Below are 26,703 nucleotides of genomic sequence, written 5' to 3'. Positions count from 1 at the left end.
AGAACGACCGGCAGAACGCACCAAGCATCCGCGCATAAGCCCACGGAATCGACCAAATCGCCTAGCGGCCCTGGATAGGCTTCCGGACGAGCGGGGGCGCACCGGGGGGTGCCGGCGCGAGCGATGAGCGAGGGGCAACACCAGGGGGCTTCTTCGCTCGCGCCACCCCCGCTCCCCTCGCCGGGCAGCCGGCGGCCGGATCAGCGGCGTCCGCGACCGGCCACCAGCGCGTAGAGCAGTTCCTCCTCGCGGGGCAGCAGGCTGATGCCGCTCGACCGGCGCGCCCGGTCCAGCCGATCGAGCACCGCCATGTCGGCGGTGCTCGCCGCAAGGCCCACCAACGCCTCGATCAGGTCCCGCCGGTCCCGGCCCTCGACCGCCGCCGCGGCGGCCGCCTCGAACCACTCGGCCGCCAGCTCCCGGTCACCCCGGCGCAGCGCGAGCTGCCCCTCGATCAGCGCACAGACCGCGTCCTCCGGCCGACGGGTCCGGGCCTCCTCGGCGGGGGTCACCCCGGCCGACGACCGCTGCCGGGGCACCGCGAGGGCGGGCCGCAGCTCGGCCACCACCGCCAGCGCCTCCGCCGCGCGGCCCTCCTCGGCCAGGGCCAGCCCGACCGTGCCGAGCGCCCGCCGGCGCTGCCCGGGGTCGCCCAGCTCGGCCAGGGCCGCCGCCACCCGCCGGCCCTGCTCGACGGCGTCGACGTGCCGGCCCTCGAGGCGGGTGACCTCGGCGAGGCTGGCCCGGGCCTGCAACCGGAGCCGCTGCTCCCCGCACTCGGCGGCCAGGCGGTCCACCGTGGCCAGTCGCCGGCGCGCCCCCGCCAGGTCGGCCACCCGTACGTCGTGCCAGGTCAGGTGCGTCTGGGCGACCGCCATCTCGCGTACCCGGCCGTGCCGGGTGGCCACCTCCAGCAGCGCCTGCGCCTGCTCCCGCGCCTCGTCGTGGGCACCGGCGGCGGGCAGCAGCGCACAGAGCACCGAACGGGCCGACAGCTCGCCGGTCACCTCCCCGGCCGCGCCGAAGACGGCCAGCGCCTCCCGTGCCCCCGACAGTTCCTCCGGACCCGCGCCGTGCTCGGCGGCCAGCCGGGCCGCCCCGAGCATCGCCCAGGCCCGGAGCACCGGGTCGGCGTCGGCGGTACGCGGGTCGGCCAGCAGCCGCCGCAGCCACCGGCGGCCGGAGACGTCCCGCCCGCGCAGCCGCCACCACCGGGGTAGCGCCGCCGCCAGCCGCAGCGCGGTCACCGGGTTGTGTTCGGCGGCGTACCCGAGCGCGGCGATGATGTCACTGGTCATCTCGTCCAGCACCCGCACCGCGCCGGGCACGTCCGCGCCGACCAGGTTCGGGGCGGTCCGGCGCACCAGCCCGGCGACGACGAGGGCGTGCCGGCGCCGGATCGGGGTGAGTTCACCCTCGCCGGCGGCCTGCTCGGCGGCGAAGTCCCGGACCGCGTCGATCAGGCGGAACCGGAACGGGCCGGTGCCCCGGACGCTGAGCAGGCCGAGTTCCCGCAGCCGGTCGAGCAACGGGACCGCGTCCTGCCGTTCGCCGCCGTCGGCGAGCACTTCCTCGGCCAGCTCCACGGACCAGCGGTTGCGGAACGCGGAAAGCCGGCGCAGTGCGGCCCGTTCCTCCCGCGCCAGCAGCCGGTAGCTGGTCGCCACCGCCTCCCGCAAGGTCACCGAGGCGGCGGGCCGGTCGGCGGGTCGCCAGCCGGGGCGGCCGCCGGTGGCGAGGTCGAGAACCCGGTCGCCGTACCGGTCGAGCAGCTCGTTGACGTCGAGGATGCGGCCCCGGGCCGCCATCAGCTCGATGGCCAGCGGCAGGCCGCCGAGGCGGCGGACCAGTGCGGCGAGCGCCGGCAGCTCGGCCGGAGTGGGTGGCTCGGGCCGCACCCGGGCGAGCCGGGCGGCGAAGAGCGCGGTGGCCGGCCAGCGGGCCAGCTCCGCCGGGTCCGCCGGGGCCACGCCGACCGGCGGTACGTCGAGCGGCGCGACCGGGCGCACCAGCTCGCCGGGCAGGCCGACCGGACGTCGACCGGTGACCAGCACCCGCAGGGTCGGCGCGGCGGCGACGAGCGCCGCGAGGGCGTCCGCCACCGGCTCCGGCGCCCGCTCCACCGCGTCCACCATCAGCAGGGCCGGCCGGTCGGCGAGGTGGCAGGAGAGGTCGGCCAGCCGGTTCACCCCGAGGACCGCGACCGAGGCGGCGAGCACGTCGGTGGCGTCGGAGCCCTCGCCGACCAGCACGCCGGCGACGCCGGCCGGGTAATCGGCGGCCGCCGCGTACCCGACGGCGAGGGCGAGCGCGGTCTTGCCGACCCCGGCCAGGCCGACCAGGCTCACCACCGGGTGCTCGCCGAGCAGGGCGGCCACCTCGGTGACGTCCCGATCCCGGCCGAGCAGCGGGACCGGCTGGGGCAGCATGATCGGCGTACCGGACCGGGGGGCGGGCGAACCGGCGGCCGGGAGGTGGGGCGCGGCCGCCGGGCCCGGCCGGGCGGCGGCGAGGAACTCCTGCCGGGCGGCGTCGGTCAGGCCGAGGGCCCCGGCGAGCAGGTCGACCGTGGTGCGCTGGGGACGCGCGGACCGGCCCCGCTCCAGATCGCGGACGGTCCGCACCCCGACGCCGGCCCGGGCCGCCAACTCGGCCTGCGTGAGCCCGGCGGCGAGCCGGTGCCCCCGCAGCAGATCGGGCAGCCGGCTTGGACCACCCGGGCTCCGCGAACGATCATGATCGGGAGTCATGGGCACGAAGAGTACGGATCGGGTCCGACGCCTCACAGGCGATCGTCGGCCAGCCGACCGTCCGGTGCGGATATCCGACAGACGGATGACCCGTCCGGGCCTGGACGGGCCCGGCCGGGTGCACCTCACATGCCCAGGTCGCGGGCGATGACCATGCGCTGCACCTCGCTGGTGCCCTCGCCGATCTCCAGGATCTTGGCGTCCCGCCAGAAGCGGGCCACCGGGTACTCGTTCATGAAGCCGTACCCACCGTGGATCTGGGTGGCCTCCCGGGCGTTGTCGACCGCGATGGTGCTCGCGTGCAGCTTGGCGATTGCGGCCTGCCGCTTGAACGGCTCACCGGCCAGCATCCGGGCCGCGGCGTCGTAGTAGGCCAGCCGGGCGGTGTGCGCCTTCAGCTCCATGTCGGCGATCTTGAACTGGATGGCCTGGTAGTTGCCGATCGGCTGGCCGAAGGCCTCGCGTTCCTTGGCGTACTTGATCGACTCGTCGACGCAGCCCTGGGCGAGGCCGACCGCGAGCGCGGCGATGGCGATCCGCCCCTCGTCGAGGATGCGCAGGAACTGGGCGAAGCCCCGGCCGCGCTGGCCGAGCAGGTTCTCCGCCGGGACCCGGCAGTCGTCGAAGGTCAGCTCGTGGGTGTCCGAGGCGGTCCAACCGACCTTGGAGTAGCCGGGCGCGACGCGGAAGCCGGGCGTGCCGGACGGGACGATGATGGTGGACAGCTCCTTGCCGCCGTCCGGCTTCGTCCCGGTGACCGCGGTGACCGTGACCAGCGTGGTGATGTCGGTGCCCGAGTTGGTGATGAACGCCTTCGACCCGTTGATCACCCACTCGTTGGTCTTCTCGTCCAGCACGGCGCGGGTCTGGGTGCCGCCGGCGTCCGAGCCGAAGCCCGGTTCGGTCAGCCCGAAGCCGGCGAGCGCCTCGCCGCTGAGCAGCTTGGGCAGCCACTGCGCCTTCTGCTCGTCGGTGCCGAACCGGTAGATCGGCATCGCGCCGAGCGAGACCGCCGCCTCCAGGGTGATCGCCACGCTGGAGTCGACCCGGGCCAACTCCTCCAGGGCCAGGCAGAGCGCGAAGTAGTCGCCGCCCATGCCACCGTGCTCCTCGGGGAAGGGGAGGCCGAACAGGCCCATCTTGCCCATCTGGCGGATGATCTCGTACGGGAAGGTGTGCCGCTCGTAGTGCTCGGCGATGGCCGGTGCCACCACCTCGCGGGCGAATTCCCGCACGCTCTCCCGCAGCGCCTCTTGTTCCTCGCTGAGCCGGAAGTCCATCTGCTCCTCCTGGTGGGACGCCTTCGTGGATCGGCCGCCGGGCGCTCGTGACGCCGGGACGGGTCGTGCTGCGGGATGTTCAGACCGGGGTGACGCCGTGCCGGCGCTTCGAGAAGTGCCGCTCCTTGCCACGGGCGGCGGTGAACCGGCGGATCAGTTCGGCGCGGAGCTCGTGCGGCTCGACGATCGCGTCGACCACCAGCTCGCTGGCGAGCCGGACGATGTCGATGTCCCGCTCGTACTCCTCGCGCTTCGCGGCGACGAAGGCGGCCCGTTCGGCCTCGTCCTCGATCGCGGCGATCTTGTTGGCGTAGACCGCGTTGACCGCGGCCTCCGCGCCCATCACCGCGATCTTCGCGGTGGGCAGCGCGATCGTCGCGTCCGGCTCGAAGCCGGGGCCGGCCATCGCGTAGAGGCCGGCGCCGTACGCCTTGCGGACCACCACACAGATCTTGGGTACGGTCGCCTCGGAGATCGCCGTGATCATCTTGGCGCCGTGCCGGATGATGCCCTGCTTCTCCACCGCGCTGCCGACCATGAACCCGGGCACGTCGCTGAGGAACAGCAGCGGCACGTTGAACGCGTCGCAGAGCTGCACGAACCGGGTGGCCTTGTCGGCCGAGTCGACGAAGAGCACGCCGCCCTTGAACATCGAGTTGTTGCCGACCACGCCGACGACCTCGCCGTTCAGCCGGCCGAAGCCGATGGTCAGCTCCTTGGCCCAGAGCGCCTGGATCTCGAAGAAGCTGTCCTCGTCGAGCAGGCCCTTGACGTACCGGCGCATGTCGAACGCCTGCCGCTCGCTGGCCGGGACCAGCGCGGCCAGGTCGGCCTTCTCCGGCGCGTCCTGGGCGGGCGCCGTCGGCGGCTGCTGCTGCCAGTTCGCCGGCAGGTACGACAGGTAGCGCTTGACCACGTCGAGCGCCTCGGCCTCGGTCTTGCAGAGGAAGTGCCCGACGCCGGACTCGGCGCAGTGCACCTTGGCCCCGCCCATCGCTTCGAGGGTGGTCTTCTCGCCGGTGACCATCTCGACCATCCGGTCGGAGCCGAGGTACATGCTGGCATTGCCGTCCACCATGGCGACCACGTCGCAGAACGCCGGGATGTACGCCCCGCCGGCCGCGCTCGGCCCGAAGAGGGCGCAGACCTGGGGGATGGAGCCGGACGCGCGTACCTGATTCCAGAAGATCTTGCCGGCGCCGCGCCGGCCGGGGAAGAGCTCGACCTGGTCGGTGATCCGGGCCCCGGCCGAGTCGACCAGGTAGACCATCGGCACGCCGGTCGCGTACGCCCGCTCGATGATCCGGATGATCTTCTCGACGGTCCGTGCGCCCCAGCTGCCCGCCTTGACCGTCGAGTCGTTCGCCATCAGGCAGACCTGCCGGCCGTCGATGGTGGCGGTGCCGGTGACCACGCCGTCCGCGGGCAGCCCCTCGGCCAGCGCGTTGGCGTAGAGGCCGTCCTCGACGAAGGAGCCCTCGTCGACCAGGAGCGCGACCCGCTCGCGGGCGAACAGCTTGCCCTTGGCGGCGTTCGCCGCATGGTACTTGTCCGCACCGCCGGCCTTGGCGCGCTTGCGCAGCTGCTCCAGTGCCTCACCGTCGAGCGTCACGCCGACTCCCTCGCCACCCGCGCCTCGTGAGCGCGCCGAACGACCTGAACGATCGTTAGGCTAGCGCATCGGCGCCTCCTCCGGCGAGCCCGCCGGGGTCAGCCGGCGAGGGCGTCGGCGAGGGCCAGCACGGCGGCCCGCAGCCGCTCGTCGCCCAGTTCCTCGCGTACCCCGCATACGTGCTCGGCGGCGAGGGGAGCGAGCAGGGTGTGCGCGTCGGCCCCCGGGTCCGCGCGCCCCGCCAGCAGCAGCGTGACGTGCCGGTGCCAGAACCGGTAGGCGCCGATCCGGTAGCGCGCGCCCGGTGCTGCGGTCTCCGATATCCGGACCAGGTCGAGGTGGGCCAGCAGGTAGTCGAGGTAGGCGGCGACGAAGGCCCGGAGCCGGTCGCGGGCGGGCGGCGGCGCGCCGGCGGGGCCGGGCCCGAGCGGGGGCGGGCCGAAGAGGATCGCCTCCTGAAGCGCCCGCTCCTGCTGGTCGAGGAGTGCCACGGCAAGACCGGCCTTGTCCCCGAACCGGCGGAACAGCGTCCCCTTGCCGACCCCGGCGGCGGCGGCCACGGCGTCCATCGAGACGGCTGCCACGCCCCGCTCCCGGAACAGGACCGCCGCCGCGTCCAGCACGGCCGCCCGGTTGCGCGCCGCGTCGGCCCGCTCCCGGGGCGGTGAGCTACGCAACTCCAGAAGTTCCGGCGGCGGGGTGGCAGAAGCGGACTGCGGTCCGCTAACGTCTTGAGGCATAACCGGACTGTAGTCCACTTCCCTAGGAGGATGCCATGACCGCCCTCATCACCCGGGACGAGTTGCGCGCCGCGATCGACGCCGGCACGGTGACCGTCGTCGACGCGCTCGGCGGCGAGTACTACGCCCGGCAGCACCTGCCCGGCGCGATCCCGCTGGTCGAGGCCGAGGTGGCCGAGCGGGCCGGTGAGCTGCTGCCGGACCGGGCCGCCGCCATCGTCACGTACTGCTCCAACCCCGCCTGCCCGAACAGCGGGCGGGTCGCCGACCGGCTCACCGCCCTCGGCTACACCGACGTCCGCAAGTACGCCGCGGGCATCGAGGACTGGGTCGCCGCCGGCCTCCCCACCGAGTCCGGCGCCCTCACCCGCTGACCCGCATCAGCGTTGTCGATCAAGGGGTTTGCGTCTCTCCGGGCCCGGATCCGGACGCAAACCCCTTGATCGACGCAGCTCTACGCGGGGAGGGGGGTGAGGCGGGTGCGGGGGCCGGCCCGGAGGACGCCGCTGGGGAGCTTCTTGCCGACCAGGTCCTCGGCCAGCTCGGCCGCCTCGATCAGGGCATCCAGGTCGATCCCGGTGTCGATGCCCATGTCGTGCAGCATGTGCACCGCCTCCTCGGTGGCCAGGTTGCCGCTGGCCCCGGGGGCGTACGGGCAGCCGCCCAGGCCGCCGACGCTGGCGTCGAACTCGGTGATCCCCAGCTCCATGGCGGTCAGCATGTTGGCCAGGGCGGTGCCCCGGGTGTTGTGGAAGTGCAGCAGCACCGGGATGTGGGCGTTCCGGTCCCGGACCGCGGTGACCAGTTCGCGGACCCGCCGGGGCGTACCCATGCCGGTGGTGTCGCCGAAGGCCACCCGGTCGGCGCCGTCGCGGACCACCCGGTCGACGATGCCCGCCACCCGCTGCGGGTCCACGTCCCCCTCGTACGGGCAGCCGAAGCTGGTCGCCACGATCACCTCGGCCCGCGCGCCGGCCCCGTGCAGCAGGTCGATCAGCTCGGCGATGTCGTCCAGCGACTCCTCGGTCGAGCGGTTGACGTTGCGCCGGTTGTGCGTGTCGCTGGCCGACACCACCACCTCGATCTCGGTGAACCCCGCCGCCAGGGCCCGCTGCGCGCCCCGGGTGTTCGGGACCAGGGCCGAGTAGCGCACCCCGTCGGCCTTCGTGGCCCGCTGCCACACCTCGTCGGCGTCGGCCATCTGCGGGATCGCCTTCGGGTGCACGAAGGAGACGGCCTCGATCCGCTGGACGCCGGTACGCGACAGCGCGTCGAGCAGCCGTACCTTGGCGTCCGTCGGGATCGGGTCCTCGTTCTGGAGCCCGTCCCGCGGCCCGACCTCCCGGATCGACACCGAAGCTGGCAGTTGAGTCATGGTCACCTCACTGTGACGTCGTGCTGTCCCCGACCAGCCTCCCACTCACCCGCCGCCACCGGCGAGTGGACCGGCCCGCCGCCGGCGGCCGGGAGCCGTTGGCGGAAACTTCGCCGGTCCGTGCAACCCGTCGGCGTCCGGCCGCACACCTACCGGTGAAGGGAGCGGGATGCGACGCGACGAGGACGAGGAGCGGCGCCAGTTCAGCGAGTACTTCGCGGCTCGGCGTGAGCTGGTGCGGCGGACCGCCTACCTGATGTGCGGGGACTGGCACTGGGCCGACGATCTGGCGCAGGCCGCCTTCATCCGGCTGGCCGCGAACTGGCACCGGATCCGGGATCCGCAGGCGGTGGACGCATTTCTGCGTACCTGTCTGGTCCGGGCGTACCTGTCGGAGACCCGGCGGGTGTGGCGGCGCCGCGAGCGCCCGGTCGCCGAGCCGCCCGACCTGGCCGGCCTGGACGACGACGCCGAGACGATGGCCCGCCGGCTGGCCTTCACCCAGGCGCTGCGGCAGGTGCCGCCGCGCCAGCGGGTGACCCTGATCTGCCGCTTCTACCAGGGCCTCGACGTGGCCGAGACCGCCGCCGCGCTGAAGTGCTCCGAAGGCACGGTCAAGAGCCAGACGGCCCGCGGTCTCGCGGCGCTCCGAAAGATCCTCGGCGATACCGTGCCGAGCCTCGTCAACGTGGCGGAGGGAAGGGCATGAGGGACCTGCGTGAGCTCTTCGAGGACGCCGTGGACCCGGCCCCGCCGCCGAACCGGCTGACCGCGGCGGAGGTGTACGACGCCGGCCGACGCCGGCACCACCGGCGACTCACCGCGGCGGCCGCCGCCGGCGCCACCGCCCTCGCGGTGGCGGCCGTCGCCGTGCACGTGCTGTCTCCGGCACCGCTGACCGGTGACCGGCCCCCGGTGGCCGGCCGGGCCACCACGACCGGGGAGACCGGCCCGATCCCCGCCGGTCTGATCGTGTGGGCCGGCGCCGCCGACCGGGACCACCTCTACCTCGCGCTGTCGAGCTGCCGCCCGGGCCCGCCCTGCCAGAAGCAGGACCTTGTGGTGGTGGGCTCCACGGACGGCGGACGGACCTGGCACGGGCGGGGGGAACCGGTCCCGGCCGGCCCGATGACGGTCGTCGGTCCCGACACCCTGGTCGCCGCCCCGATCACCGGCGCGGCGGGCACCGAACAGCAGCTGCTGTCCAGCCGGGACGGTGGTCGTACCTGGGTCCCCGCCCCGGCCGGCGCGCCGGTCGAGGCGGTACCGGACGGTGACGCGGTGATCTGCTGGTCCCCGCAGGCCGCCGAGCCGTGTGTCCTGTACGCGGTGGACCCGGCGACCGGCGCGGTGGGACCGCTGGCCAACCAGCCGAAGCTGGCCATGCGACGGGACGAGTTGCGGATCGACGAGGCCGCCGGCCGGCTCCAGGTCACGGGCACCGACTCGGCGACCGGCCGGCCCGCCGTCTCGACGAGCACGGACGCCGGCCGTACCTGGTTCACCCACGTCTTCACCGACGCGCCGCCCTGCGCCAAACCGCAGTGCGTGCCGCTGTTGCTGGCGGTGGCCGGGACGGCGACGGCCTACGCGGTGACCGCCGTCGGCCCCGACCGGATCGTCTACCGCTCCGACGACGCGGGCACCCGGTGGCAACGGTTGACGGCCGTCGTTCCGCCGGGTGCCGTGGCGAACACGTTCGTCACCGCCGACGGCAGCCACGTGCTCTGCCATCTCGTTGACGGCCGTGACGCGGACGTCCGTCGCTGCTGGGCGTTGCGGGGCGGCGGCGCGTACCAGGCGGTCGAACTCGACGGCCTGCCGACGAGCGCCGGGCCCGTACGCCGGGCGCCGGACGGCTGGTTCTACGCGCCCGATCCCGGCGGCGTCCTGTACGGCTCCACCGACGGCTGGCACTGGTCGCCGCTGACCCGCCGGTAGCACGCACATCCCCCACGGGCGTTCGGCGATGAGTCGCGCCCTCCGCAGCGCCAAAATGAGAGGAAAAGAGATGGTACGTCCTGTCTGGTCTCCCCGCCGATGGCCGTGGTTCGCCGGCCTCGCGGCGGCCACGTTGGTCGTCACGCTCGCCGGCTGCGCCGGGGACGAGCCGCCGGTGCGGGTCGCCACCGCGGGCGGCCAGAGTGCCCACCCGTCCGCATCGGAGACCACCGGCGTCGTCGCCGAGTACGTGGCGGCCCAGCGGCAGTGGGTCGGCTGCCTGCGCGAGCACGGCTTCCAACTGCCGGACCCCGACTCCCGGGGCAACGTCGATCTGCGCGCGCCGGGTGGCCCGAAGAAGTCCGACCCCAAGTGGACCGCCGCCCAGATGGCCTGCGCGAAGTACGCCGTGCCGGTGCCCGCGGAGCTGGAGGAGAAGCCGGAGCCGCTGACCGAGCAGGAGATCCAGTACCAACGGGCGTACGCCAGGTGCATGCGGGAGAGCGGCGCCACGAACTTCCCCGACCCGGACCCCAGCGGCTACTTCCCGCAGGGCAACAACGAGGGCGGCCCGGGGATGAGCGAGCAGGAGTCGGAGGCTCAGCTCCGCGCCAGCCTGATCTGCGAACCGGTCCAGCACGGCCAGCCCAGGAAGACGGCTCCCGGCCCGCTCCCGAGCGCCAAGGGGTGAGCGGCCCGATGGAACCGAGCACGCCGCGCCGTCGCCGGCCGGGTCGCCTCCGGGCCGTGGCCGTCGGCGGCCTGGTGCTGGCGACGCTCGCGCTGGCCGTGGTGGCGACCCTCGGCCTGGGCGGGCGCGACGGCAGGCAACCGGCGGCCGCCCGCAGCGCGCCCGCCGCGACCGCCCCGGTGACCCGGCAGACCCTGACCCGGTCCGTGACCCTGGCCGGCGAACTCGGCTACGGCGCGCCCGTCCCGCTCACCTCGCTCGCCACCGGCACGGTGACCTGGCTGCCGCGGGTGGGGGCGACCGTCCGGCGGGGCGAGGAACTGCTGCGCGCCGACGAGCAGCCGGTGGTGCTGCTGTACGGCGCACTGCCGATGTACCGGCCGTTGACCGTCGGCCTGCAGGGCACCGACGTACGGCAGTTCGAGCGGAACCTGGCCGCCCTCGGCTACCGGGGGTTCACCGTCGATGACGCCTTCTCCGCGAGCACCACGACGGCGGTGAAGCGCTGGCAGCACGACCTGGGGCTACCGGAGACCGGCACGGTCGACCGGACACGGGTGATCTACGCCGCCGGCCCGGTCCGCGTCGCCCAACGGCTGGTGCCCGTCGGGGCGAGCGCGACCGGCGCGGTGCTGGCGTACACCGGCGGCACGCGGGTCGTGACGGTTTCCGCGAGCGCCGGTGAGGCGAGCTGGGCGAAGAAGGGCACCCGGGTCACGATCACCCTGCCCACCGGCGCCTCCGTCACCGGCCAGGTCAGCACCGTGGCCGCGCCGGCCGCGCCGACGGCGCCGACCGCCGGTCAGGGACCGGCCGACGCGGAACGGCCGGGCACCGGCAACGCCACCGTGCAGGTGACCGTCGCGGTGGCCGACCAGCGCAAGCTGGGCCAGCTGAGCTACACCCCGGTCGACGTCCGGTACGTCGCGCAGCAGCGCAAGGACGTGCTCACCGTGCCGGTCGACGCGCTGCTCGCCCTGGCCGAGGGCGGCTACGGCGTCGAGCTGGCCGGGCCCGGCGGCAGCCGGATCCTGCCGGTCCGGACCGGACTGTACGCCGACGGCCGGGTCGAGGTGCAGGCCGACGGCCTGGCCGAGGGGCTCCTCGTGGGGGTGCCGGGATGAGCGGGTACGTGATCGAGCTGGCCGGGGTCGGCCGGACCTATCCGGGCGGGGTGACCGCGCTGCGCGGGGTCGACCTGCGGATCGGGTACGGCGAACTGGTCGCCGTCCTCGGGCCGTCCGGCTCCGGCAAATCGACCATGCTGCACCTGATGGGCACGCTGGACCAGCCGACGTCCGGCTCGGTACGCATCGACGGCCACGACGTCTCGACCCTCACCGACCGGCAACTGTCCGCCCTGCGCGGCCAGCGGATCGGCTTCGTGTTCCAGCAGTTCCACCTGGCGGCCGGCATGCCGGTGCTGGACAACGTGGCCGACGGCCTGCTCTACGCGGGCGTACCGCTGCGGCAGCGACGGCGGCGCGCGGCGGACGCGCTGGGCCGGGTCGGTCTCGACCACCGGCTCGACCACCGCCCGCACGAGCTGTCCGGGGGCGAGCGGCAGCGGGTGGCCATCGCCCGGGCGGTGGTCGGTGCACCGGCGGTGCTGCTCGCCGACGAGCCGACCGGCAACCTGGACTCGGCGTCCGGGGCGTCGGTGCTGGCGCTGTTGCGGGGGCTGCACGGGCAGGGCACCACCGTCGTGGTCATCACCCACGACCAGCAGGTCGCTGCCGGCCTGCCCCGCCAGGTCGTGCTGCGGGACGGCCGCGTCGTACACGATTCGGGCCGGACCCCGGCGGTGCCGGCGTGACCGGCCGCGCCGGCGCCGGGCCGGGCCGGCCACGGCCGGGTCGGCTCGGCCCGGCGGACGTCCTGCGGGTGGGCTCGGTCGGGCTGCGGACCCACCCGCTGCGAGTCGTGCTCACCGCCCTGGGCATCACCATCGGCATCGCGGCGATGCTGGCCGTGGTGGGCATCTCCACCTCCAGCCGGGCCGAGTTGGACCGGACCCTGGACCGGCTCGGCACCAACCTGCTCACGGTGTCGCCGGGCCGGAATCTGGCCGGGGAGAAGGCCGTCCTGCCCGAGCAGTCCGTGCCCATGATCGGCCGGATCGGGCCGGTCGAGTCGGTCAGCGCGACCGCCGCGCTCGACCGGGCCGTCTACCGGAACGACCTGGTGCCGCCCGGCCAGACGGGCAGCCTCGCGGTGCTCGCCGCGCAGCCGGACCTGCTCCGCACGGTCGGCGCCAGCGTCAGCTCCGGTTCCTGGTTCACCGCCGCGACCGCGGCCTTCCCGACCGTCGTCCTCGGGGCCACCGCCGCCAGGCGGCTCGACGTGCCGAAGGTCGGCTTCCGGGTGTGGCTGGGTGGCGAGTGGTTCACGGTGGTCGGCGTGCTCGCGCCCGTGCCGCTGGCCGAGGAACTGGACTCGGCCGCGCTGGTGGGCTGGCCGGCGGCCCGGACCTACCTCAGGTTCGACGGCCGCCCGACCCGGGTGTACGTCCGCAGCACGGAGAGCCAGGTCGCGGCGGTCCGTGCGGTGCTGGGCCGGACCGCCAACCCGTCGGCGCCGGAGGAGGTGTCCGTGTCCCGCCCCTCCGACGCGCTGGCCGCCCGGCAGGCCACCAACACCGCGCTCAACGGACTGCTGCTCGGCCTGGGCGCCGTCGCGCTCCTGGTCGGTGGCGTCGGCATCGCCAACACGATGGTCATCTCCGTGCTGCAACGGCGGGCGGAGGTGGGACTGCGGCGCGCACTGGGCGCCACCCGGGGGCAGATCCGCCTCCAGTTCCTCGCCGAGGCGCTGCTGCTCTCCGCCCTCGGCGGGGTCGGCGGCACCCTGCTCGGGGTGGGGATCACTGGGCTGTACGCGTACAGCCAGCGGTGGCCGACGGTGGTGCCGGCCTGGGCGCTGGCCGGCGGCCTGGGCGCGGTGGTGCTGGTCGGCACGGTCGCCGGTCTCTACCCGGCGATCCGGGCCAGCCGAGTCCCGCCCACCACGGCCCTGGCCGCGAGCTGATCGGGCCGCCCTGAGGTCGGCGGTGCGGTCCGCACCGCCGACCTCGGGTCGGGTCAGCGCATCCGGGAGACGATGCCCGTGTCGTAGTCGCCGGAGAGGAACTCCGCGTTCTCCAACAGCTCGGCGAAGAACGGCAGGTTGTTCTTCGGGCCGGCGATCTCGAACTGGGCCACCGCGGCCCTCGCCCGCTCCACCGCCTCCTCGCGGGTGGCCCCGCTGACGATCAGCTTCGCCATGAGGCTGTCGTAGAACGGGGTGACCGTGTTGCCGGCGACGTAGCCGGAGTCGACCCGTACGCCGGCACCGGCCGGCTCGTTCCAGGTGGTGATCGCCCCCGGACCGGGGAGGAACCGCTTCGGGTCCTCCGCGTTGATCCGCAGCTCGATGGCGTGCCCGTGCGGCGCGAGCGCGTCCGGGTCGAAGGTCGGGGCCAGGCCGGCGGCCACCCGCAACTGCTCCTCGACCAGGTCGACGCCGTAGACGTACTCGGTGACCGGGTGCTCGACCTGGAGGCGGGTGTTCATCTCCAGGAAGAAGAACTCCTGCGTAGCAGGATCCAACAGGCACTCGACCGTGCCCGCGTTGCGGTAGTTGACCGCCTCGCCGGCCCGGACCGCCGCCGCGAGGAAGCGCTCGCGCAGCTCCGGGGAGACCGCCGGCGAAGGGGACTCCTCGACCAGCTTCTGGTTGCGCCGCTGCACCGAGCACTCCCGCTCGCCGAGGGCCACCACCCGGCCGTCGGCCAGGCCGAGGATCTGCACCTCGACGTGGCGTACCCGGGGGAAGTAGCGCTCGATCAGCACCGAGCCGTCGCCGAACATCCGCTCGGCGAACGAACGGACCTTGTCGTACTCGGTGCGCAGCGCGGCCTCGTCGGTCGCCACGCCCATGCCCATGCCGCCGCCACCGGCCGCCGCCTTGACCATCACCGGGTAGCCGATCTCCGCGGCGGCGGCAACCGCCGCGTTCAGGTCCGCCGCCGGGTCGGTGGTGCCGGGCGCGACCGGGACTCCGGCCGCCGCCATCAGGTTCCGGGCGTTGATCTTGTCGCCCATCGCGGTGATCGCGTCCGCGCCGGGTCCGACCCAGATCAGGCCGCTGGCCTCGACGGTACGGGCGAAGTCCGAGTTCTCCGACAGGAAGCCGTAGCCGGGGTGGATCGCCTGGGCGCCGGTCTTCTTCGCGGCGGCGAGGATCGCCTCCACGTTCCGGTAGCTCTGCGCCGGGTTGGCCGGGCCGACGCAGACCGCCTCGTCGGCCTCGGTCACGAACGGCAGGCCGGCGTCGGCCTCCGAGTGCACCGCGATCGCCCGGATCCCGAGCTTCTTCGCGGTACGGATGATCCGGCGCGCGATCTCGCCACGGTTGGCCACCAACAGCGATTCGAACAAGGCAGGGTCCCTTCTTGACGCTTCTTGCATAGCAGGGGCCCCTTCTTAACACGCGGACGGCGCGCGCGCTTAACGGGCGTTAAGGAGCGCCGGGCGTCAGGCCGGGTCCGTGGGGGCGAGGAGCGCTGCCAGCGTCGCGCCCCGCAGCAGCTCGGCACGGCGGCGGCGGTCCACCTCGCCCCCGAGGAACGGGGTGGAGTTCATCAGGCCGAAGGCGGCGTGCGCGAGCACCCGCGCCTCGCCGTCCGGCAGCCCGGGGTGCAGCGCGGTCAGCACGGTGACCCACTCCTCGACGTACATCCGCTGGAGCCGGCGGATCCGGCGGCGCGGCTCGTCCGGGAGGCGGTCCAACTCGTGCAGGTGCAGGGCGATCACCGCCGGGTTGGCCAGCGCGAAGTCGACGTGGAAGTCGATCAGCGACTCCAGCGTGCCGCGCGGGTCGTCCGGGTGGTTGGCGGCCCGTTCCCGGCCGCCCGCCAGCAGCCCCTCGCTGACCGGGATCAGCGCGGCGACCAGCATCGCCTCCTTGCCGGCGAAGTGGTGGTAGAGGGCCGGGCCGGTGACGCCGGCGGCGGCGCCGATGTCGTCCATCGACACGCCGTGATAACCGCGGGCGGCGAAGAGCCCGACCGCGATCTCCAGGATCTCGTCCTTCCGGGACCGGCGTCGGCCCGCACCCGTCGCGCCGTGCGCCGCGCCCCGCGCCTGCTGTTCCACCGCCACCGGGCCAGCCTAGACCTCACCCGCGACGGGGTGGAGCCTCGGTTACCCGTCGGTCGCCCCACACCGGGTGCCCGGTCGGGCCCGCCCAGGGCCCCGACCGCCGCGCCAGCCCCGGTCAGTCCTCCTCGATGCCGTGCTCGGCGCGGAGCTTCGCCGCCTCGGCGGTGCGGCCCAGCTCGTCCAGCGCGCGGGCGAGTAGCCAGGCGGCCTGGGCGGCCGGGCGGGAACCGGCCGGCAGCCCGCCCAGCACCGGCCGCAGCAGCCGCTCGGCCGCCTCGGGCCGGCCGTCCCGCAGCAGCAGCTCGCCCGTGAAGACCTCGACCTGCGCCGCCTCGCCGAACGCCTCGATCGACCGGAGTCGCTCCGGCACCCCGGCCACCCGGTCCAGCGCGGCGGTCAGCCGGTCCTCGGTCATCAGCACCCGGGCCACCGCGTCGGCGGCCACCGCCCGCTCGTACGTCACCACGGGCGGCTCGTCGGGCAGGTTGGCGAGCGCCGCGCTGGCCTCGTCGACCCGCTCGATCGCGGCCACCGCGGCCGGCAGGTCACCCGACCAGTGCAGGGCGAGCAGCTCCCGCCGCCGCGCCCGCAGCTCGTCCACCGGGTGCCCGGCCAACCGCCAGGCGGACGCTGCCGCCGCGAACTTCTGCGCGGCCACCGCGTCCCGGTCGGCGTCGTAGAGGATCCCGCCGGCCTCCTCCAGCACCTGCGCCCGGTGCGGGAGATTGTCCGGCCCGTCCAGGTTCTCCGCCAACTGGTCGAGCAGCGCGAGCGCCGGGTCGATCTCGCCGAGCCCCTGGTAGACGCCGGCCAGCAGGTGCCGGCAGCGGTCCGCCTCGGCCTGCGCGCCCGCCCGGTCCAGCCCGAGCACCGCCTCCTCGGCCACCTCGGCGGCCTCGCCGAGCCGGCCGGCCAGCCGGTACGCGTTCGCCAGCTCCCAGCGGAGCAGCGCGTCCCCCGGCAGCCCCTGCTCGACGCAGAGGGTGACCGCCTCGGCGAGGTCCTCCACCGCCTCCCCGGCCCGGTCGGCGGCGAGCAGCGCCCGCCCCCGGGTGACGCGTACCGGGAGGCGGGCGTCGGCCGGGGCGGACGCCAGCGCCTCGTCGCAGGCGGCGACGGCCTCGGCCGGGTCGTCGACCGAGCGGGCGTACGCCAGGCACGCGGCGGTGATCATCTGGCCGTCACCCAGCTCCTGGGTGAGCCGACGGGCGTGCGCCGCCGCCTCCCGGAACTCCTCGGCCCGCTCCAACTGCTCCAGCACGTGTGCGCGGTGCAGCGCCACCCGGCCGGCCAGCCACGGGTCGACGGCGACCTCGGCGGTGGACCGGTCGAGCGCCTCCAGCGCGTCCGCCCAGCGCTCGCGGTGCGCGTACGCCATGGCCAGCCGGTCCCAGGCGGCGGCCCGCTCCCGCGGGTCGTCGTGGGCGGCGAGGCGCTCGGCCGACTCCTCGGCCAGGGCCAGCCCCTCCTCGGCGCCGTCGTCGGTGGTGCAGAGCAGGACGCCGAGCCGGCCGGCCACCACCTGCGCCCGGAGCGGCTCCGGCACCGCCCGCCAGGCGGCCAGGGCCGCACGGTTGGCCTCGATCGCCGCGCCCACCTCGTCGCCGTCCCGCTCGGACAGCTCGCCGGCCCGCAGCTCCAGCCGCCAGGCGCGGGTGGCCGCCGGCAGTTCGGCGTCGCCGTACCGCTCGTCGTACGCGCGCAGCGCGGCGACCAGCCCGTCCCGCCGGTGGGTACGCCAGCACTCGTCGGCCAGGGCCAGCAGCTCGTCGGCGCCGGCCTGGGCCGGCACGGTGACCGGCACCGGAGCCGCCCCACCGGCCGGGGCGGGCGACGACCCGCTGCCGGCGGCGGGCGACGATCCGCCGCTGCGCGGGGCGGGCACCGGCCGGCGGCGCAGGCTGGCGGAGAGCGGCAGGTGCTCGCCGACCGGGCCGGTCGCCAGCCGCCGCGCGACCAGCCCGGACTGGTGGTGGGTGTCGTTGCGCGCGTCGAACCGCTCGGCCAGCGCCGTGGCCGTGCCGGCCAACTCCTCGGCCAGCGCACCCGCCGGCACGTCGGCGGCCGGCCGGTCACCCGAGGCCCGCCGGTGCACGGTCAGCTCGGCCGGCACCTGACGGAGCGCCGCCGAGGCGGTGGCCGCGAAGTGCATGGCCGCGGCCGGCGTCGGCGCCCGGTCCAGCCAGTCCAGATGCCGTTCGACCAACTCCAGGGCGCGTGCCTCGTTGCCGGTCACCGTGCAGAACTCGACGTGGTCGGCGATCTCCCACAGGTCGGAGAGCCGCCCGCGCAGCCGCCGGTACGCCTCCCGGTGCGCGTTCCGCGCGGCGTCCTGCCGGCCGGTCTCCCGATAGGGCGTGAGCAGCGCGGTGAGGATCGCCTGCGGCTGCTCGGTGCAGCTCAGCCGGCCGGCGAGCACCGGCTCGGCGAGCGCCACCGCCTCGTCGTACCGGCCGCTGCGGGACAGGTGCTCGACCTGCGTGGTCGGGTCGCAGCCGGCGCAGTCGGAGAGGGCGTCCCGGGGCGTGGTCATCCAGCGCCGGTACCACTCCGCCGCCTCCTCCTCCGCGCCCAGGTGCGAGGCGACCAGGTAGCGGTGCTTGTACACGGCCTGGAGGGTGTGCCCGGACTCGCGGTAACGCCGTTCCATGTCGTCGAGGACCGCGTAGGTGCGGTCCAGCGGCAGCTCGGGGAACTTCAGCATGGCGGTGACCATGTACTTGAAGAACCAGAGCAGCTGGTGGGTGTAGCGCTGGTGGTAGGGCTGCGGGTCGCGGTCGTACTCGGCCAGGCACCAGGAGAAGGTGACGAAGGACTTCGCCGGCTCGCCGCCGTAGACGTACGCGGTGGTGCCGGTGATCCGGGCGGCGAAGGCCAAGTGCCGGTCGTCGCTCACGTCGGCCCGGCGCAGCAGTTGCTCCAGCGCGGCGATCTGCCCCGGCCCGTACGGCATGTTGTCGATCTGGTCGAGCATCCGCCAGAGGTCGTCGTCGCCCACGGCTCACTCCCGTCCCGGTACGGCCCGGCCGAGCAGGCCGAGGAAGGAACTGTTCAACAGGGCGGCGTCGGCCGCCCGGATCGGATGGTGCCCGAGCAGCAGGGCCTGCCCGTAGAGCGCCTCGACGGCGAGCCCGACCAGCTCCGGGTCGGTCAGCGTGGTGACCCGGCGCACCAGCGGGTTGCGGTGGTTGAGCACCAGCTGCGGCCGATCCGGCGGGGCGGAGGCGGCCAGCGCGTCGAGGACGCCGCCCCACAGCTCATCGGCCTTGTCACGGCTCGCGGCGAGCTGGTCGTGGAACGCGGCCGACCGGGAGACCAGGTAGAGCGCCGGCAGCGACACCGGGTCGTACGCCCGGACCACCACCTCGCAGCCGAGCCGCTCCAGGGCCCGCTGCGCCCCGGCGAGGAACGGCCGCAGGGCCAGCTCGACCTGCGGGTCGAGCACGTCGAAGCGGGTGGTGAGGTCGCTCGGCTCCAGCCGCTCGATGAGCACCGACCGGTCCACCGTGGGCAGTCGCTCGATCAGCTCGGTGTCGTACGTGTAGCCGCCGTTGACCACGGCCAGGTCCTGCGCGGCGGCCACAGCGGCGAGCTGGCGGAACTCGTCGAGGCTGGCGGCGTAGCGGATCAGGCCGTGCCGCTGGCGGAACTCGGCGAGGGTGAGCGTGCCGACGTTGGTGTCCATCGGCCACCACTGGTCGACCAGGCGGAGCATCTCGTCGTCGTGCAGGGCGAGCGCCTTGACCCCCAGGTGGTGCACCTGGAGGAACTCGGCGAGCCGGCGCGGGTCGTGCTTGGCCAGCCGGACCAGCCAGCCGCGGACCTGGTCGCCGAGGGCGTCCCGGGTGGCGGTGAGCAGGGCGTCCTCGTAGAGCGCCTCGCGGCTGGCGGTGGGCCGCAGCTCGCTGGCGTCGATCACGCAGTGGGCGAAGAACGCCCAGTCGGGCAGCAGCCCGTCGGCGTGCTCGGTGAGCAGCATCCGCTTGAGGTAGACCCGGTGCCCGGGCCGGGCCGCCGGGTTCACCGGGGTGGGCAGGATGAAGGCCACGCCGGTGAGCCCCGCCTCGGGCACCGCCAGCGGCACCACGTCGAACGGGATGAAGCCGAGCATGTCCTGCGCGTACCGCTGGAGGGCGGCGCGGTCGACCGGCGCGCCCGGCGTGGTCGGCCACGGCGGCGGGCCGGCGGTGGTCGGGGTGTCGCCGACCCGGACGTCGACCGGCAGCAGGCTGCCGTAGAGGCGGGCCAGCTCGGTCACGGTCGGCACGCCGAACCACTGGTCGGCGTCGCGCCGGGGCACCAGCGTCACCGTGGTGCCGGGCTCGTCGCGGGCCTGCTCGGGTGCGGCGACCTGGACCGAATACCGGCCGTCGGACCAGCCCGTCCAGAGCACGGTGGGCTGGTCGGCGTGCCGGGTGACCACCCGGATCTCGTCGGCGACCAGGAAGCAGGAGAGCAGGCCAATGCCGAACTGGCCGAGGAACTCGTGCCGGGAGAAGCCCAGCTCGTCCCGCTTGGAGCTGCGGCCGATGGTGGCCAGCAGCTCGTGCACCTGGGCCTCGGTGAGGCCGATGCCGGTGTCGTGCACGCGCAGCGTGCCGTCGCCGGTCAGCTCCGGCGGCTCGATCCGGACCCGGGCCGGGGCGTCCGGCTCGGCGGCGCGCCGCGCGGTGATCGCGTCGACGGCGTTCTGCAGCAGCTCCCGGACGTAGACCCGGGGGCTGCCGTAGAGGTGATGACTGAGCAGGTCGACCACGCCACGGAGGTCGACCTGGAAGGTGCGGTCCAATCGTGCTCCCCGTTCGATTCCGGCGCTCACCGTACCGGCCGCCGCCGACACTGTCCGTCCCCTTTCCGGCCGCTTGACCCTCGACCCGGTTCAGGCCGCAGGGTTCGTCGGCATGACCGCTCCCGCACTCGGCCGGCACTACCGGCTGCTCTGGTCCGCCGCCGTCTCCTCCCGGTTCGGCGACGCCCTGCGTACGCCGGCCCTGGCCCTGCTGGCCGCCACGCTGACCCGCGACCCCCGGGCGATCGCCGCGGTGACCGTGGCCGGGCAGCTTCCGCCGCTGCTGTTCGGCCTGCTCGGCGGCGCGTACGCCGACCGCTGGGACCGCCGCCGGACGATGGCGGGGGTGGACGCGGCGCGGGCGGTCGTGGTGGCCGGCCTGGCCGTGCTGGTCGCCACCGGCCGGGCCGGCGTCGCCGCCCTGGTGGCCGTCGCCTTCCTGCTCGCCGCCCTCGGCACGCTCTTCGACGCGGCCTCGTTCGCGCTGCTCCCGTCGCTGGTGTCGCCGGCGGCCCTGCCCGCCGCGAACGGCCGCCTCCAGGCCGGCACCGCGGTGGCCGGCGGCTTCCTCGGCGCTCCCCTGGCCGGCGTGTTGTTCGCCCTGGCCGCCGCTCTCCCCTTCACCGTCGACGCCCTCACCTTCGCCCTCGCCGCCCTGCTCGTCCTGGCCCTCCCCGCAGCTCCAACCCAGCCGGCGCCCACGGCCCGGGGTTCGGTGTGGGCGGAAGCGTGGGAGGGGGTGCGGTGGCTCCGCCGGGACCGGGTGTTGTGGGGGGTCACGGTGGCCACTGCCGGGTCGAACCTGGCGATCAGCGGGTTGATGGCGGTGCTCGTCCTCTACGCGCTGGAGGTGCTGCGGGTGCCACCGGCGGCGTACGGGCTGTTCGCGGCGGGGGCGGTGATCGGCGGACTGGTCGGTGCGCTCGCCGCCGGCCGGGTGGCGGCCCGGTTCGGCACGGTGCCCGCCCTGCGCGCGGTGCTTTTCTGGCAGACCCTGGCGCTGACCGGGTTCGCCGTGGCCCGGCACCCGCTGGCCGGGGGCGTCGCGCTGGCCTGCTTCGCCGCCGGCACCACGGTCTGGAACAGCCTCTGGGCCTCCTACGGCCAGCGGAACGTCCCGCCGGAGTTGCTCGGCCGGGTCGGCGCGGCGCAGCGGGTGGTCGGCCTGGCCAGCGCGCCGGTCGGTGCGGCGCTCGCCGGGTTCGCCGGCCAGGCGTACGGCGTGGCGCCGGTGGGCTGGGCGGCGGCGGGGATCTTCGCGCTGGTCACCTTCGCGGCGTGGCGGGTGCTGCGCCCTGCAACGTCAGCATCGACGGGCACCGACGCCGAGCCGGCCGCGGCGGTCACCGGTGGACTAGGCCGGACAGCCGCCAGGCCAGCCGGCGGCGGAACGCCGGAGCAGTAGCGAGCAGCCGGAGCGCGGCGTTGCGGAGCGGGCGGAGGGCAGCCGGAACGGTAGCCAGCCGGGTGAGCCGCCCGGCGAACTGGACGACCTCGCGGGCGACCGGGCGGCGGGCCGCGGCGTAGTCGCCGAGCACCGATTCGGGCTGGCCGGTCAGCACGCCGGCCAGCGCCTCACCGAGGGCGACGGCATCCTGCAGGCCGAGGTTCATGCCCTGTCCACCGGCGGGGCTGTGCACGTGGCCGGCGTCCCCGGCGAGCAGCACCGGACCCGCGTGGAAACGGTCCGCGACCCGGTGGTGGACGCGGAACCGGGAGCCCCAGACGATCCCGGTCACCGTGCTCCGGGCCGCCGCCGGGCCGCGTTCGTCCAGCAGCGCCTGTACGTAGTCCACGGTGGGCTGTTCCGGAGCGTGGTCGACGGCGGCGACGATGCGGACACTGCCGTCCGGCAGCGGCGCCCAGACCAGCACACCCGCGCCGGAGAAGAAGAGCGCGACCTCGTCACGCGGGAGCGGGCTGTCGACCCGGATGTCGGCCAGCGTGAACGACTCCCCGCTGTCCTCCCCGCTGAAGCCGATCCCGGCCAACTGCCGGACCGTGCTGTGCATCCCGTCGGCCGCGACCACGTACCGGGCGCGGATCGTCTCGCCGCCCGCGAAGCTGACCAGGCTGCCAGCCCCGTCCGTGGTCAGGCCGACCACCTGATACGGCCGCAGCACCCGACCGCCGAGCGTGGTGAGCCGGTCCAGCAGCACCGCTTCGGTGACCGACTGGGGGACCATCAGCGCGTAGGGAAACCGGGTGGGCAGGGTGTCGAAGCGTACCGGCACCAGGGTGCGGTCCCGGTCGCGGATGGTGAAGCGGGGGGCATGGATGCCCCGCTCGGTCAGGGGTTCGGCCGCGCCGATGGTGTCGAGGACCTCGAGCGTGCGGGCGTGCACCACGGCGGCGCGGGAGGTGTTGGCGCCCTCGGGGGCCTGGTCGACGACGGTCACCTCGATGCCGCGCTGGACGAGGGTGACGGCGGTGGCGAGCCCGACCGGGCCGGCTCCCACCACTAGGACATCGGTGCGCTCGGGCAACATGACCCACCTCCTGGATGCCAACAACTGTTTGCCAACGCCTGTTGACAACATTAGGCCCGGGTCGGCTTCGACGTCAACACTTGTTGGCCTACAGTTGTTGGCATGACTCAGACGCCGCCCGGCAGCCGTCGCTCGGACGCCACCCGGGCCGCCATCCTCCGCGCCGCCCGGGAACGCTTCGCCGCCGACGGCTACGACCGGGCCACCATCCGGGCCATCGCCGCCGAGGCCCGGATCGACCCGTCGATGGTGATGCGCTACTACGGCAGCAAGGAGGGCCTGTTCGCGGCGGCGGCCGAGTTCGACCTGCGCCTGCCCGACCTCGCCGACGTGCCGCCCGAGCGGCTCGGCGAGGCGCTGGTCCGGCACTTCCTCGACCGCTGGGAGGGCGACGAGACCCTCGCCGCGCTGGTCCGGACGGCCAGCACGAACCCCGTCGCCGCCGAGCGGATGCGGAGGGTCTTCGCCGACCAGCTCACCGCCGCGGTGACCCGGCTCGGCGGCGACCCCGCCGAGGCTCCCCACCGGGCCGGGCTGGTGGCCAGCCAGATCCTCGGGCTGGCGCTGACCCGGTACATCGTCCGCCTGCCGCCGGTGGTCGAGCTGGACCGGGCCGAGCTGACCGCCTGGGTCGGCCCGACCGTCCAGCGCTATCTCACCGGGCCCGCCCCGGCCTGACGCACGGTGGAAGAACGCCGACGGCCGCGGTCGCGCAAGGCGACCACGGCCGTCGGCGTGGCGGGCGGGACTCAGCCGGCGAGGCCGCCCGGCTGGTCGCCCTTCACGACGGGAGCCCGGACCAGGTTGCCCCACTCGGTCCACGAGCCGTCGTAGTTGCGGACCTGCGGGTAGCCGAGCAGGTGGTGCAGCACGAACCAGGTGTGGCTGGACCGCTCGCCGATCCGGCAGTACGCCACCACGTCGTCGGACGGGCTCAGCCCGAGCTGGTCGGTGTAGATGGCGCGCAACTCGTCGGCGGACTTGAAGGTGCCGTCGTCGTTCGCGGCGGACTTCCACGGCTTGCTCACCGCGCCCGGGATGTGCCCGCCGCGCAGCGCGCCCTCCTGCGGATAGTCCGGCATGTGCAGCATCTCGCCGGTGTACTCGCCGGGCGAGCGGACGTCGACCAGCGGCCGGCCGGCCGCGACGTGCGCCATCACCTGCTCGCGGTACGCCCGGATGGGCGTGTCGTTGCGCTCCGGCACCGGGTACTCGGCGCGCGGCCGGGTCACCTTCTCCCTGGTCAGCTCGCGCCCCTCGGCGATCCACTTCTGCCGGCCGCCGTCCAGCAGCCGTACGTCCGGGTGGCCGAAGAGGGAGAAGACCCAGAGGGCGTACGCGGCCCACCAGTTGAAGTTGTCGCCGTAGAAGACGACCGTGTCGTCCCGGCCGATGCCCTTCGCGGCGCAGAGTTCGGCGAAGCTCTTGGCGTCCAGGTAGTCCCGGGTCACCTGGTCGTTCAGCTCGGTGTGCCAGTCGACCTTGACGGCACCGGGGATGTGGCCGGTGTCGTAGAGGAGCACGTCCTCGTCGGACTCGACCACCACGAGACCCTCCTCGCCCAGGTGCTCGGCCAGCCACTCCGTGGTGACCAGGCGCTGCGGGTCGGCGTACGACTGGAGGCGGGGATTCGGATCGCTCGGCACAGGCATGATCCCCAAGGTACGCCCGATGCCGCCCGACGGCCCTCGAACGGGCGGCAGAACCCGGCGTCAGAAGCTCGGAAATCGATTGCCGGGGCCGCCGACGTGGACGGCCCCGGCAGAGCTGATCGTCAGGAGATCGTCACGTCGTCGATCTGGATCCAGGTGTCGGTCCCCGGCGCGACGAATCCGGCGTAGACGGTGAGGCTGGTGACCCCCGCCGGCACGGTGACCTGCACGGACCGTTCGGTGTAGTCCGCGGTCGCCCCGAACCGGCTCTCACCCAGCACCTCGCTGCCGTCCGGGCCGAGGCGTACCCCGAACCGGCCGTCCGTCAGTGCGGACGAGGAGCGTACCCAGGAGGCGAAGGTGTAGGTGCGGCCCGGCACGACCGGGACCGCCTGGCTGATCGCGCTCCAGCCGGTGCCCGAGGTACGGATCCAGGCGTTGTTCTGGCCGGAGTGCGCGAAGCCGAGGTTGCGGTCCACGCCGTGGTACGCGGCGCCCTCGAAGTCCCAGGCCGACGTGCCGCCGCCCGGCGCCTCGAAGCCACCGTCGACGACCTGGGTGCGGTAGGACGCGGCCAGCTCGGACACCGACGTGAAGGTCCGCGCCCCGCCCGGGAAGCCGATCACCCGCACCCCGTCCGCCACCGCCGGCTTGAAGCTGATCGTGTACGTCGTGAACGCGCCCGCGGTGCGGTCACCGGGGTAGTTCGGGCTGATCGTCTGGGCGGGGGCGTCCACCCACTGCCCGTTCTGGCGCAGCTGCACCCTCGGGCGGGCGGTGAACCAGCCGCCGTCGTCGAAGACCTGGCCGCTGGTGAAGTCGACCCGGTTCAGGTGGTACCGCCGCGGCCAGGTGTAGCCCCACCAGCTCGCTGACTTCACCTCGTCGTCGTAGTCGTCCTCGCTGACGGTCGTGTCGCCGTCGTTGAGGATGTCCAGGCGGCCGAAGTGCGTCGACTTGGAGATGGGTACCGCGCCGGTCTCCGGCGCGGCCAGGTTGATCGAGGCGTCCGGCTGGTTGGCCGGCTCGCTCGGTGTCGCCGGGGTGACCTGCAGTTTCCGCAGGCTGTAGCGGTAGGCGCCGGTGAAGCCGCCACCGCCGCACGGGCACACGTTGGACTGCACCCACATGGTGCGGCCGTCACCGCTGATGAACTTGGACGGGATGGTGGTCGCGTAGCCGCCGTGCTTGCCCGCGCTCCAGGGGTAGCCGCCGAAGTCCTTGCTGAGGAACGGCTGCCACGGCCCCCACGGGGTGGGAGACTCGTAGAACTCGAAGGTGTACTCGGTCCACGAGGTGTAGATGTAGCGGTCCAGCGCCCGGTTGTAGGTGACGCCGCCCTGGCTCAGCACCGACATGTTTCCGATGTTGCTGGAGTACAGCTGCTGGTACACCCGGCGCTCGTCGTGCAGCACCGGGTAGCGGTCCGCGATGTTCCTGCTCCAGGTCGGCTTGTCCTTGTCGACTCCGGTGAAGAACTGCCACGCCTTGCGGTCCTGGATCTTGTCGCGATCCACCCGCGCCAGGTAGAGGTCGGTCGGGTCGGCGACCGTGTCGTCGAACGAGTCCCGCCAGTTGTTGTCCAGGCCGTACGCGTACACGTAGTCGTCGGGGGCCCACTGGCTGTCCTTGCCGAAGTCGGCGAACCAGATCGTGGTGAACACGTGGTTGTCGAACATCGGCGCACGGCGATCCCACGACCAGGTGCGCCCGTGGTCGTCGGACCTGAGGATGGTCGCCGCCGGCACGTCGTTGAAGTCGAGTGCCAGATCCTGGACCGCAAGGTAGATCGCGCCGTTCACGCACAGCATGCCGGTCGGCTTGCGGTTGTAGCCGGCACCGCTCCAGATGCTGCCCAGCTGATCGCCGCGGGCCAGCGTCTGGCCAGACAGGTCGGGTGGCGTGCCCCGGATCTGGCTGACGGCGATGTCGGCGAACGGCTGGTCGAGGCTGAAGCCCTTGCCGTCGCCGTTGGCGGCGTAGAGGTTGTCGTCGTCCGCCCAGCACGACGGCCACAGGTCGCCGTCGCTGTCGCTGGGCGCGCTCTGCGCCTCCTCGATGCGGGCCGTGGAGAAGAACGTGCTGGTCGGGGCCGCTGCGCTGACGGCCTCGGGCTTCACCGCGGCGACGCCACTGGCCGGCACGTTGAGCGCGGCCACCAGGCCGGCCGTCAGGCTCGCGGCGGCGAGCAGGGTGGTACGTCGATGTCGTGGGGCCAGTCGGTCAGCCATGAGTTCTCCCAT

Annotated in this window: 21 protein-coding genes; 9 read left to right on the top strand and 12 right to left on the bottom strand. The window is 74.2% G+C overall.

From position 1 onward, the window contains the following. Positions 1-200: 200 nt before the first annotated feature. The 4 genes from ACGFI9_RS20465 to ACGFI9_RS20450 form a co-directional block, all read right to left on the bottom strand. Entirely contained in the window at positions 201-2,750 is a 2,550-nt protein-coding gene (locus ACGFI9_RS20465) for an ATP-binding protein (protein WP_393179857.1), read from the bottom strand. 125 nt (positions 2,751-2,875) lie between these two features. Then, complete coding sequence (locus ACGFI9_RS20460; protein ID WP_393179855.1) at positions 2,876-4,030, bottom strand: acyl-CoA dehydrogenase family protein; 1,155 nt, start codon at positions 4,028-4,030, stop codon at positions 2,876-2,878. A 79-nt stretch (positions 4,031-4,109) separates the two neighbouring features. Then, positions 4,110-5,642, bottom strand: a complete 1,533-nt coding sequence (locus ACGFI9_RS20455) for an acyl-CoA carboxylase subunit beta (RefSeq protein ID WP_393179853.1) — start codon at positions 5,640-5,642, stop codon at positions 4,110-4,112. A gap of 98 nt (positions 5,643-5,740) precedes the next feature. Next, the gene (locus ACGFI9_RS20450) at positions 5,741-6,319 is read right to left on the bottom strand and encodes a TetR/AcrR family transcriptional regulator (RefSeq protein ID WP_393179851.1); all 579 of its coding nucleotides are present in this window, start codon (positions 6,317-6,319) and stop codon (positions 5,741-5,743) included. Positions 6,320-6,417: 98 nt separating this feature from the next. Here ACGFI9_RS20450 and ACGFI9_RS20445 point away from each other — a divergent pair, with 98 nt between their 5' ends. Further along, entirely contained in the window at positions 6,418-6,756 is a 339-nt protein-coding gene (locus ACGFI9_RS20445; protein WP_393179849.1) for a rhodanese-like domain-containing protein, read from the top strand. A gap of 80 nt (positions 6,757-6,836) precedes the next feature. Here the strand turns inward: ACGFI9_RS20445 and ACGFI9_RS20440 are convergent, their stop codons facing one another. Continuing rightward, a complete protein-coding gene (locus ACGFI9_RS20440; RefSeq protein ID WP_393179848.1) occupies positions 6,837-7,757 on the bottom strand; it encodes a hydroxymethylglutaryl-CoA lyase in 921 nt (306 codons plus the stop codon). A 169-nt stretch (positions 7,758-7,926) separates the two neighbouring features. Between ACGFI9_RS20440 and ACGFI9_RS20435 the strand changes: the two genes are divergently transcribed. The 6 genes from ACGFI9_RS20435 (at position 7,927) to ACGFI9_RS20410 (ending at position 13,416) form a co-directional block, all read left to right on the top strand. Further along, the gene (locus tag ACGFI9_RS20435; RefSeq protein ID WP_393179846.1) at positions 7,927-8,466 is read left to right on the top strand and encodes a SigE family RNA polymerase sigma factor; all 540 of its coding nucleotides are present in this window, start codon (positions 7,927-7,929) and stop codon (positions 8,464-8,466) included. Then, positions 8,463-9,698 (top strand): hypothetical protein, encoded by a 1,236-nt coding sequence (locus ACGFI9_RS20430; protein WP_393179845.1) that lies wholly within the window; start codon positions 8,463-8,465, stop codon positions 9,696-9,698. Before ACGFI9_RS20435 ends, ACGFI9_RS20430 begins: the two co-directional genes overlap by 4 nt. 70 nt (positions 9,699-9,768) lie before the next feature. Beyond that, entirely contained in the window at positions 9,769-10,389 is a 621-nt protein-coding gene (locus ACGFI9_RS20425) for a hypothetical protein (protein ID WP_393179844.1), read from the top strand. Between the two features lie 8 nt (positions 10,390-10,397). Further along, positions 10,398-11,513: a peptidoglycan-binding protein gene (locus ACGFI9_RS20420; RefSeq protein WP_393179842.1), complete on the top strand. Its 1,116-nt coding sequence runs from the start codon at positions 10,398-10,400 to the stop codon at positions 11,511-11,513. Next, complete coding sequence (locus ACGFI9_RS20415) at positions 11,510-12,205, top strand: ABC transporter ATP-binding protein (RefSeq protein WP_393179840.1); 696 nt, start codon at positions 11,510-11,512, stop codon at positions 12,203-12,205. Before ACGFI9_RS20420 ends, ACGFI9_RS20415 begins: the two co-directional genes overlap by 4 nt. After that, positions 12,202-13,416, top strand: a complete 1,215-nt coding sequence (locus tag ACGFI9_RS20410; RefSeq protein ID WP_393179838.1) for an ABC transporter permease — start codon at positions 12,202-12,204, stop codon at positions 13,414-13,416. The genes ACGFI9_RS20415 and ACGFI9_RS20410 overlap by 4 nt, the downstream gene beginning before the upstream one ends. Positions 13,417-13,469: 53 nt before the next feature. Here ACGFI9_RS20410 and ACGFI9_RS20405 read toward each other — a convergent pair whose 3' ends face one another. From ACGFI9_RS20405 to ACGFI9_RS20390, 4 genes are all read right to left on the bottom strand, one after another. Beyond that, complete coding sequence (locus ACGFI9_RS20405; protein ID WP_393179837.1) at positions 13,470-14,807, bottom strand: acetyl/propionyl/methylcrotonyl-CoA carboxylase subunit alpha; 1,338 nt, start codon at positions 14,805-14,807, stop codon at positions 13,470-13,472. 96 nt (positions 14,808-14,903) lie between these two features. Then, a complete protein-coding gene (locus ACGFI9_RS20400; RefSeq protein ID WP_393179835.1) occupies positions 14,904-15,530 on the bottom strand; it encodes a TetR/AcrR family transcriptional regulator in 627 nt (208 codons plus the stop codon). A 115-nt stretch (positions 15,531-15,645) separates the two neighbouring features. Further along, the gene (locus ACGFI9_RS20395; protein ID WP_393179833.1) at positions 15,646-18,528 is read right to left on the bottom strand and encodes a hypothetical protein; all 2,883 of its coding nucleotides are present in this window, start codon (positions 18,526-18,528) and stop codon (positions 15,646-15,648) included. Positions 18,529-18,531: 3 nt separating this feature from the next. Further along, positions 18,532-20,319: an HSP90 family protein gene (locus tag ACGFI9_RS20390; protein WP_393179831.1), complete on the bottom strand. Its 1,788-nt coding sequence runs from the start codon at positions 20,317-20,319 to the stop codon at positions 18,532-18,534. 112 nt (positions 20,320-20,431) lie between these two features. Between ACGFI9_RS20390 and ACGFI9_RS20385 the strand changes: the two genes are divergently transcribed. Next, positions 20,432-21,724, top strand: coding sequence for an MFS transporter (locus ACGFI9_RS20385; RefSeq protein WP_393179829.1), 1,293 nt, complete (start codon positions 20,432-20,434; stop codon positions 21,722-21,724). Here ACGFI9_RS20385 and ACGFI9_RS20380 read toward each other — a convergent pair. Beyond that, positions 21,663-22,808, bottom strand: coding sequence for an FAD-dependent oxidoreductase (locus ACGFI9_RS20380; protein WP_393179828.1), 1,146 nt, complete (start codon positions 22,806-22,808; stop codon positions 21,663-21,665). The two genes, ACGFI9_RS20385 and ACGFI9_RS20380, sit on opposite strands and share 62 nt — an antisense overlap. A 102-nt stretch (positions 22,809-22,910) precedes the next feature. On the opposite strand from ACGFI9_RS20380, the gene ACGFI9_RS20375 reads away from it, so the two are divergent. Continuing rightward, the gene (locus ACGFI9_RS20375; protein WP_393179826.1) at positions 22,911-23,486 is read left to right on the top strand and encodes a TetR family transcriptional regulator; all 576 of its coding nucleotides are present in this window, start codon (positions 22,911-22,913) and stop codon (positions 23,484-23,486) included. A 71-nt stretch (positions 23,487-23,557) separates the two neighbouring features. Here ACGFI9_RS20375 and ACGFI9_RS20370 read toward each other — a convergent pair whose 3' ends face one another. Both ACGFI9_RS20370 and ACGFI9_RS20365 read right to left on the bottom strand, forming a co-directional pair. Continuing rightward, the gene (locus ACGFI9_RS20370; RefSeq protein WP_393179824.1) at positions 23,558-24,460 is read right to left on the bottom strand and encodes a sulfurtransferase; all 903 of its coding nucleotides are present in this window, start codon (positions 24,458-24,460) and stop codon (positions 23,558-23,560) included. A gap of 122 nt (positions 24,461-24,582) precedes the next feature. Further along, a complete protein-coding gene (locus ACGFI9_RS20365) occupies positions 24,583-26,691 on the bottom strand; it encodes a carbohydrate binding domain-containing protein (protein WP_393179822.1) in 2,109 nt (702 codons plus the stop codon). Between the last annotated feature and the right edge of the window lie 12 nt (positions 26,692-26,703).

It is taken from the genome of Micromonospora sp. NPDC048930, assembly GCF_043197935.1.
Classification (GTDB): domain Bacteria; phylum Actinomycetota; class Actinomycetes; order Mycobacteriales; family Micromonosporaceae; genus Micromonospora.
Note: the sequence above shows the minus strand (reverse complement) of the source record. Positions and strands in the feature narration are given on the sequence as shown.

What these genes read in the sequence shown, in the direction of transcription:
- ACGFI9_RS20465 (WP_393179857.1), bottom strand. Translation starts at nt 2,750, where the DNA reads ATGACTCCCGATCATGATCGTTCGCGGAGCCCGGGTGGTCCAAGCCGG.
- ACGFI9_RS20460 (WP_393179855.1), bottom strand. Translation starts at nt 4,030, where the DNA reads ATGGACTTCCGGCTCAGCGAGGAACAAGAGGCGCTGCGGGAGAGCGTG.
- ACGFI9_RS20445 (WP_393179849.1), top strand. Translation starts at nt 6,418, where the DNA reads ATGACCGCCCTCATCACCCGGGACGAGTTGCGCGCCGCGATCGACGCC.
- ACGFI9_RS20440 (WP_393179848.1), bottom strand. Translation starts at nt 7,757, where the DNA reads ATGACTCAACTGCCAGCTTCGGTGTCGATCCGGGAGGTCGGGCCGCGG.
- ACGFI9_RS20435 (WP_393179846.1), top strand. Translation starts at nt 7,927, where the DNA reads ATGCGACGCGACGAGGACGAGGAGCGGCGCCAGTTCAGCGAGTACTTC.
- ACGFI9_RS20430 (WP_393179845.1), top strand. Translation starts at nt 8,463, where the DNA reads ATGAGGGACCTGCGTGAGCTCTTCGAGGACGCCGTGGACCCGGCCCCG.
- ACGFI9_RS20425 (WP_393179844.1), top strand. Translation starts at nt 9,769, where the DNA reads ATGGTACGTCCTGTCTGGTCTCCCCGCCGATGGCCGTGGTTCGCCGGC.
- ACGFI9_RS20420 (WP_393179842.1), top strand. Translation starts at nt 10,398, where the DNA reads ATGGAACCGAGCACGCCGCGCCGTCGCCGGCCGGGTCGCCTCCGGGCC.
- ACGFI9_RS20415 (WP_393179840.1), top strand. Translation starts at nt 11,510, where the DNA reads ATGAGCGGGTACGTGATCGAGCTGGCCGGGGTCGGCCGGACCTATCCG.
- ACGFI9_RS20385 (WP_393179829.1), top strand. Translation starts at nt 20,432, where the DNA reads ATGACCGCTCCCGCACTCGGCCGGCACTACCGGCTGCTCTGGTCCGCC.
- ACGFI9_RS20380 (WP_393179828.1), bottom strand. Translation starts at nt 22,808, where the DNA reads ATGTTGCCCGAGCGCACCGATGTCCTAGTGGTGGGAGCCGGCCCGGTC.
- ACGFI9_RS20375 (WP_393179826.1), top strand. Translation starts at nt 22,911, where the DNA reads ATGACTCAGACGCCGCCCGGCAGCCGTCGCTCGGACGCCACCCGGGCC.
- ACGFI9_RS20370 (WP_393179824.1), bottom strand. Translation starts at nt 24,460, where the DNA reads ATGCCTGTGCCGAGCGATCCGAATCCCCGCCTCCAGTCGTACGCCGAC.
- ACGFI9_RS20365 (WP_393179822.1), bottom strand. Translation starts at nt 26,691, where the DNA reads ATGGCTGACCGACTGGCCCCACGACATCGACGTACCACCCTGCTCGCC.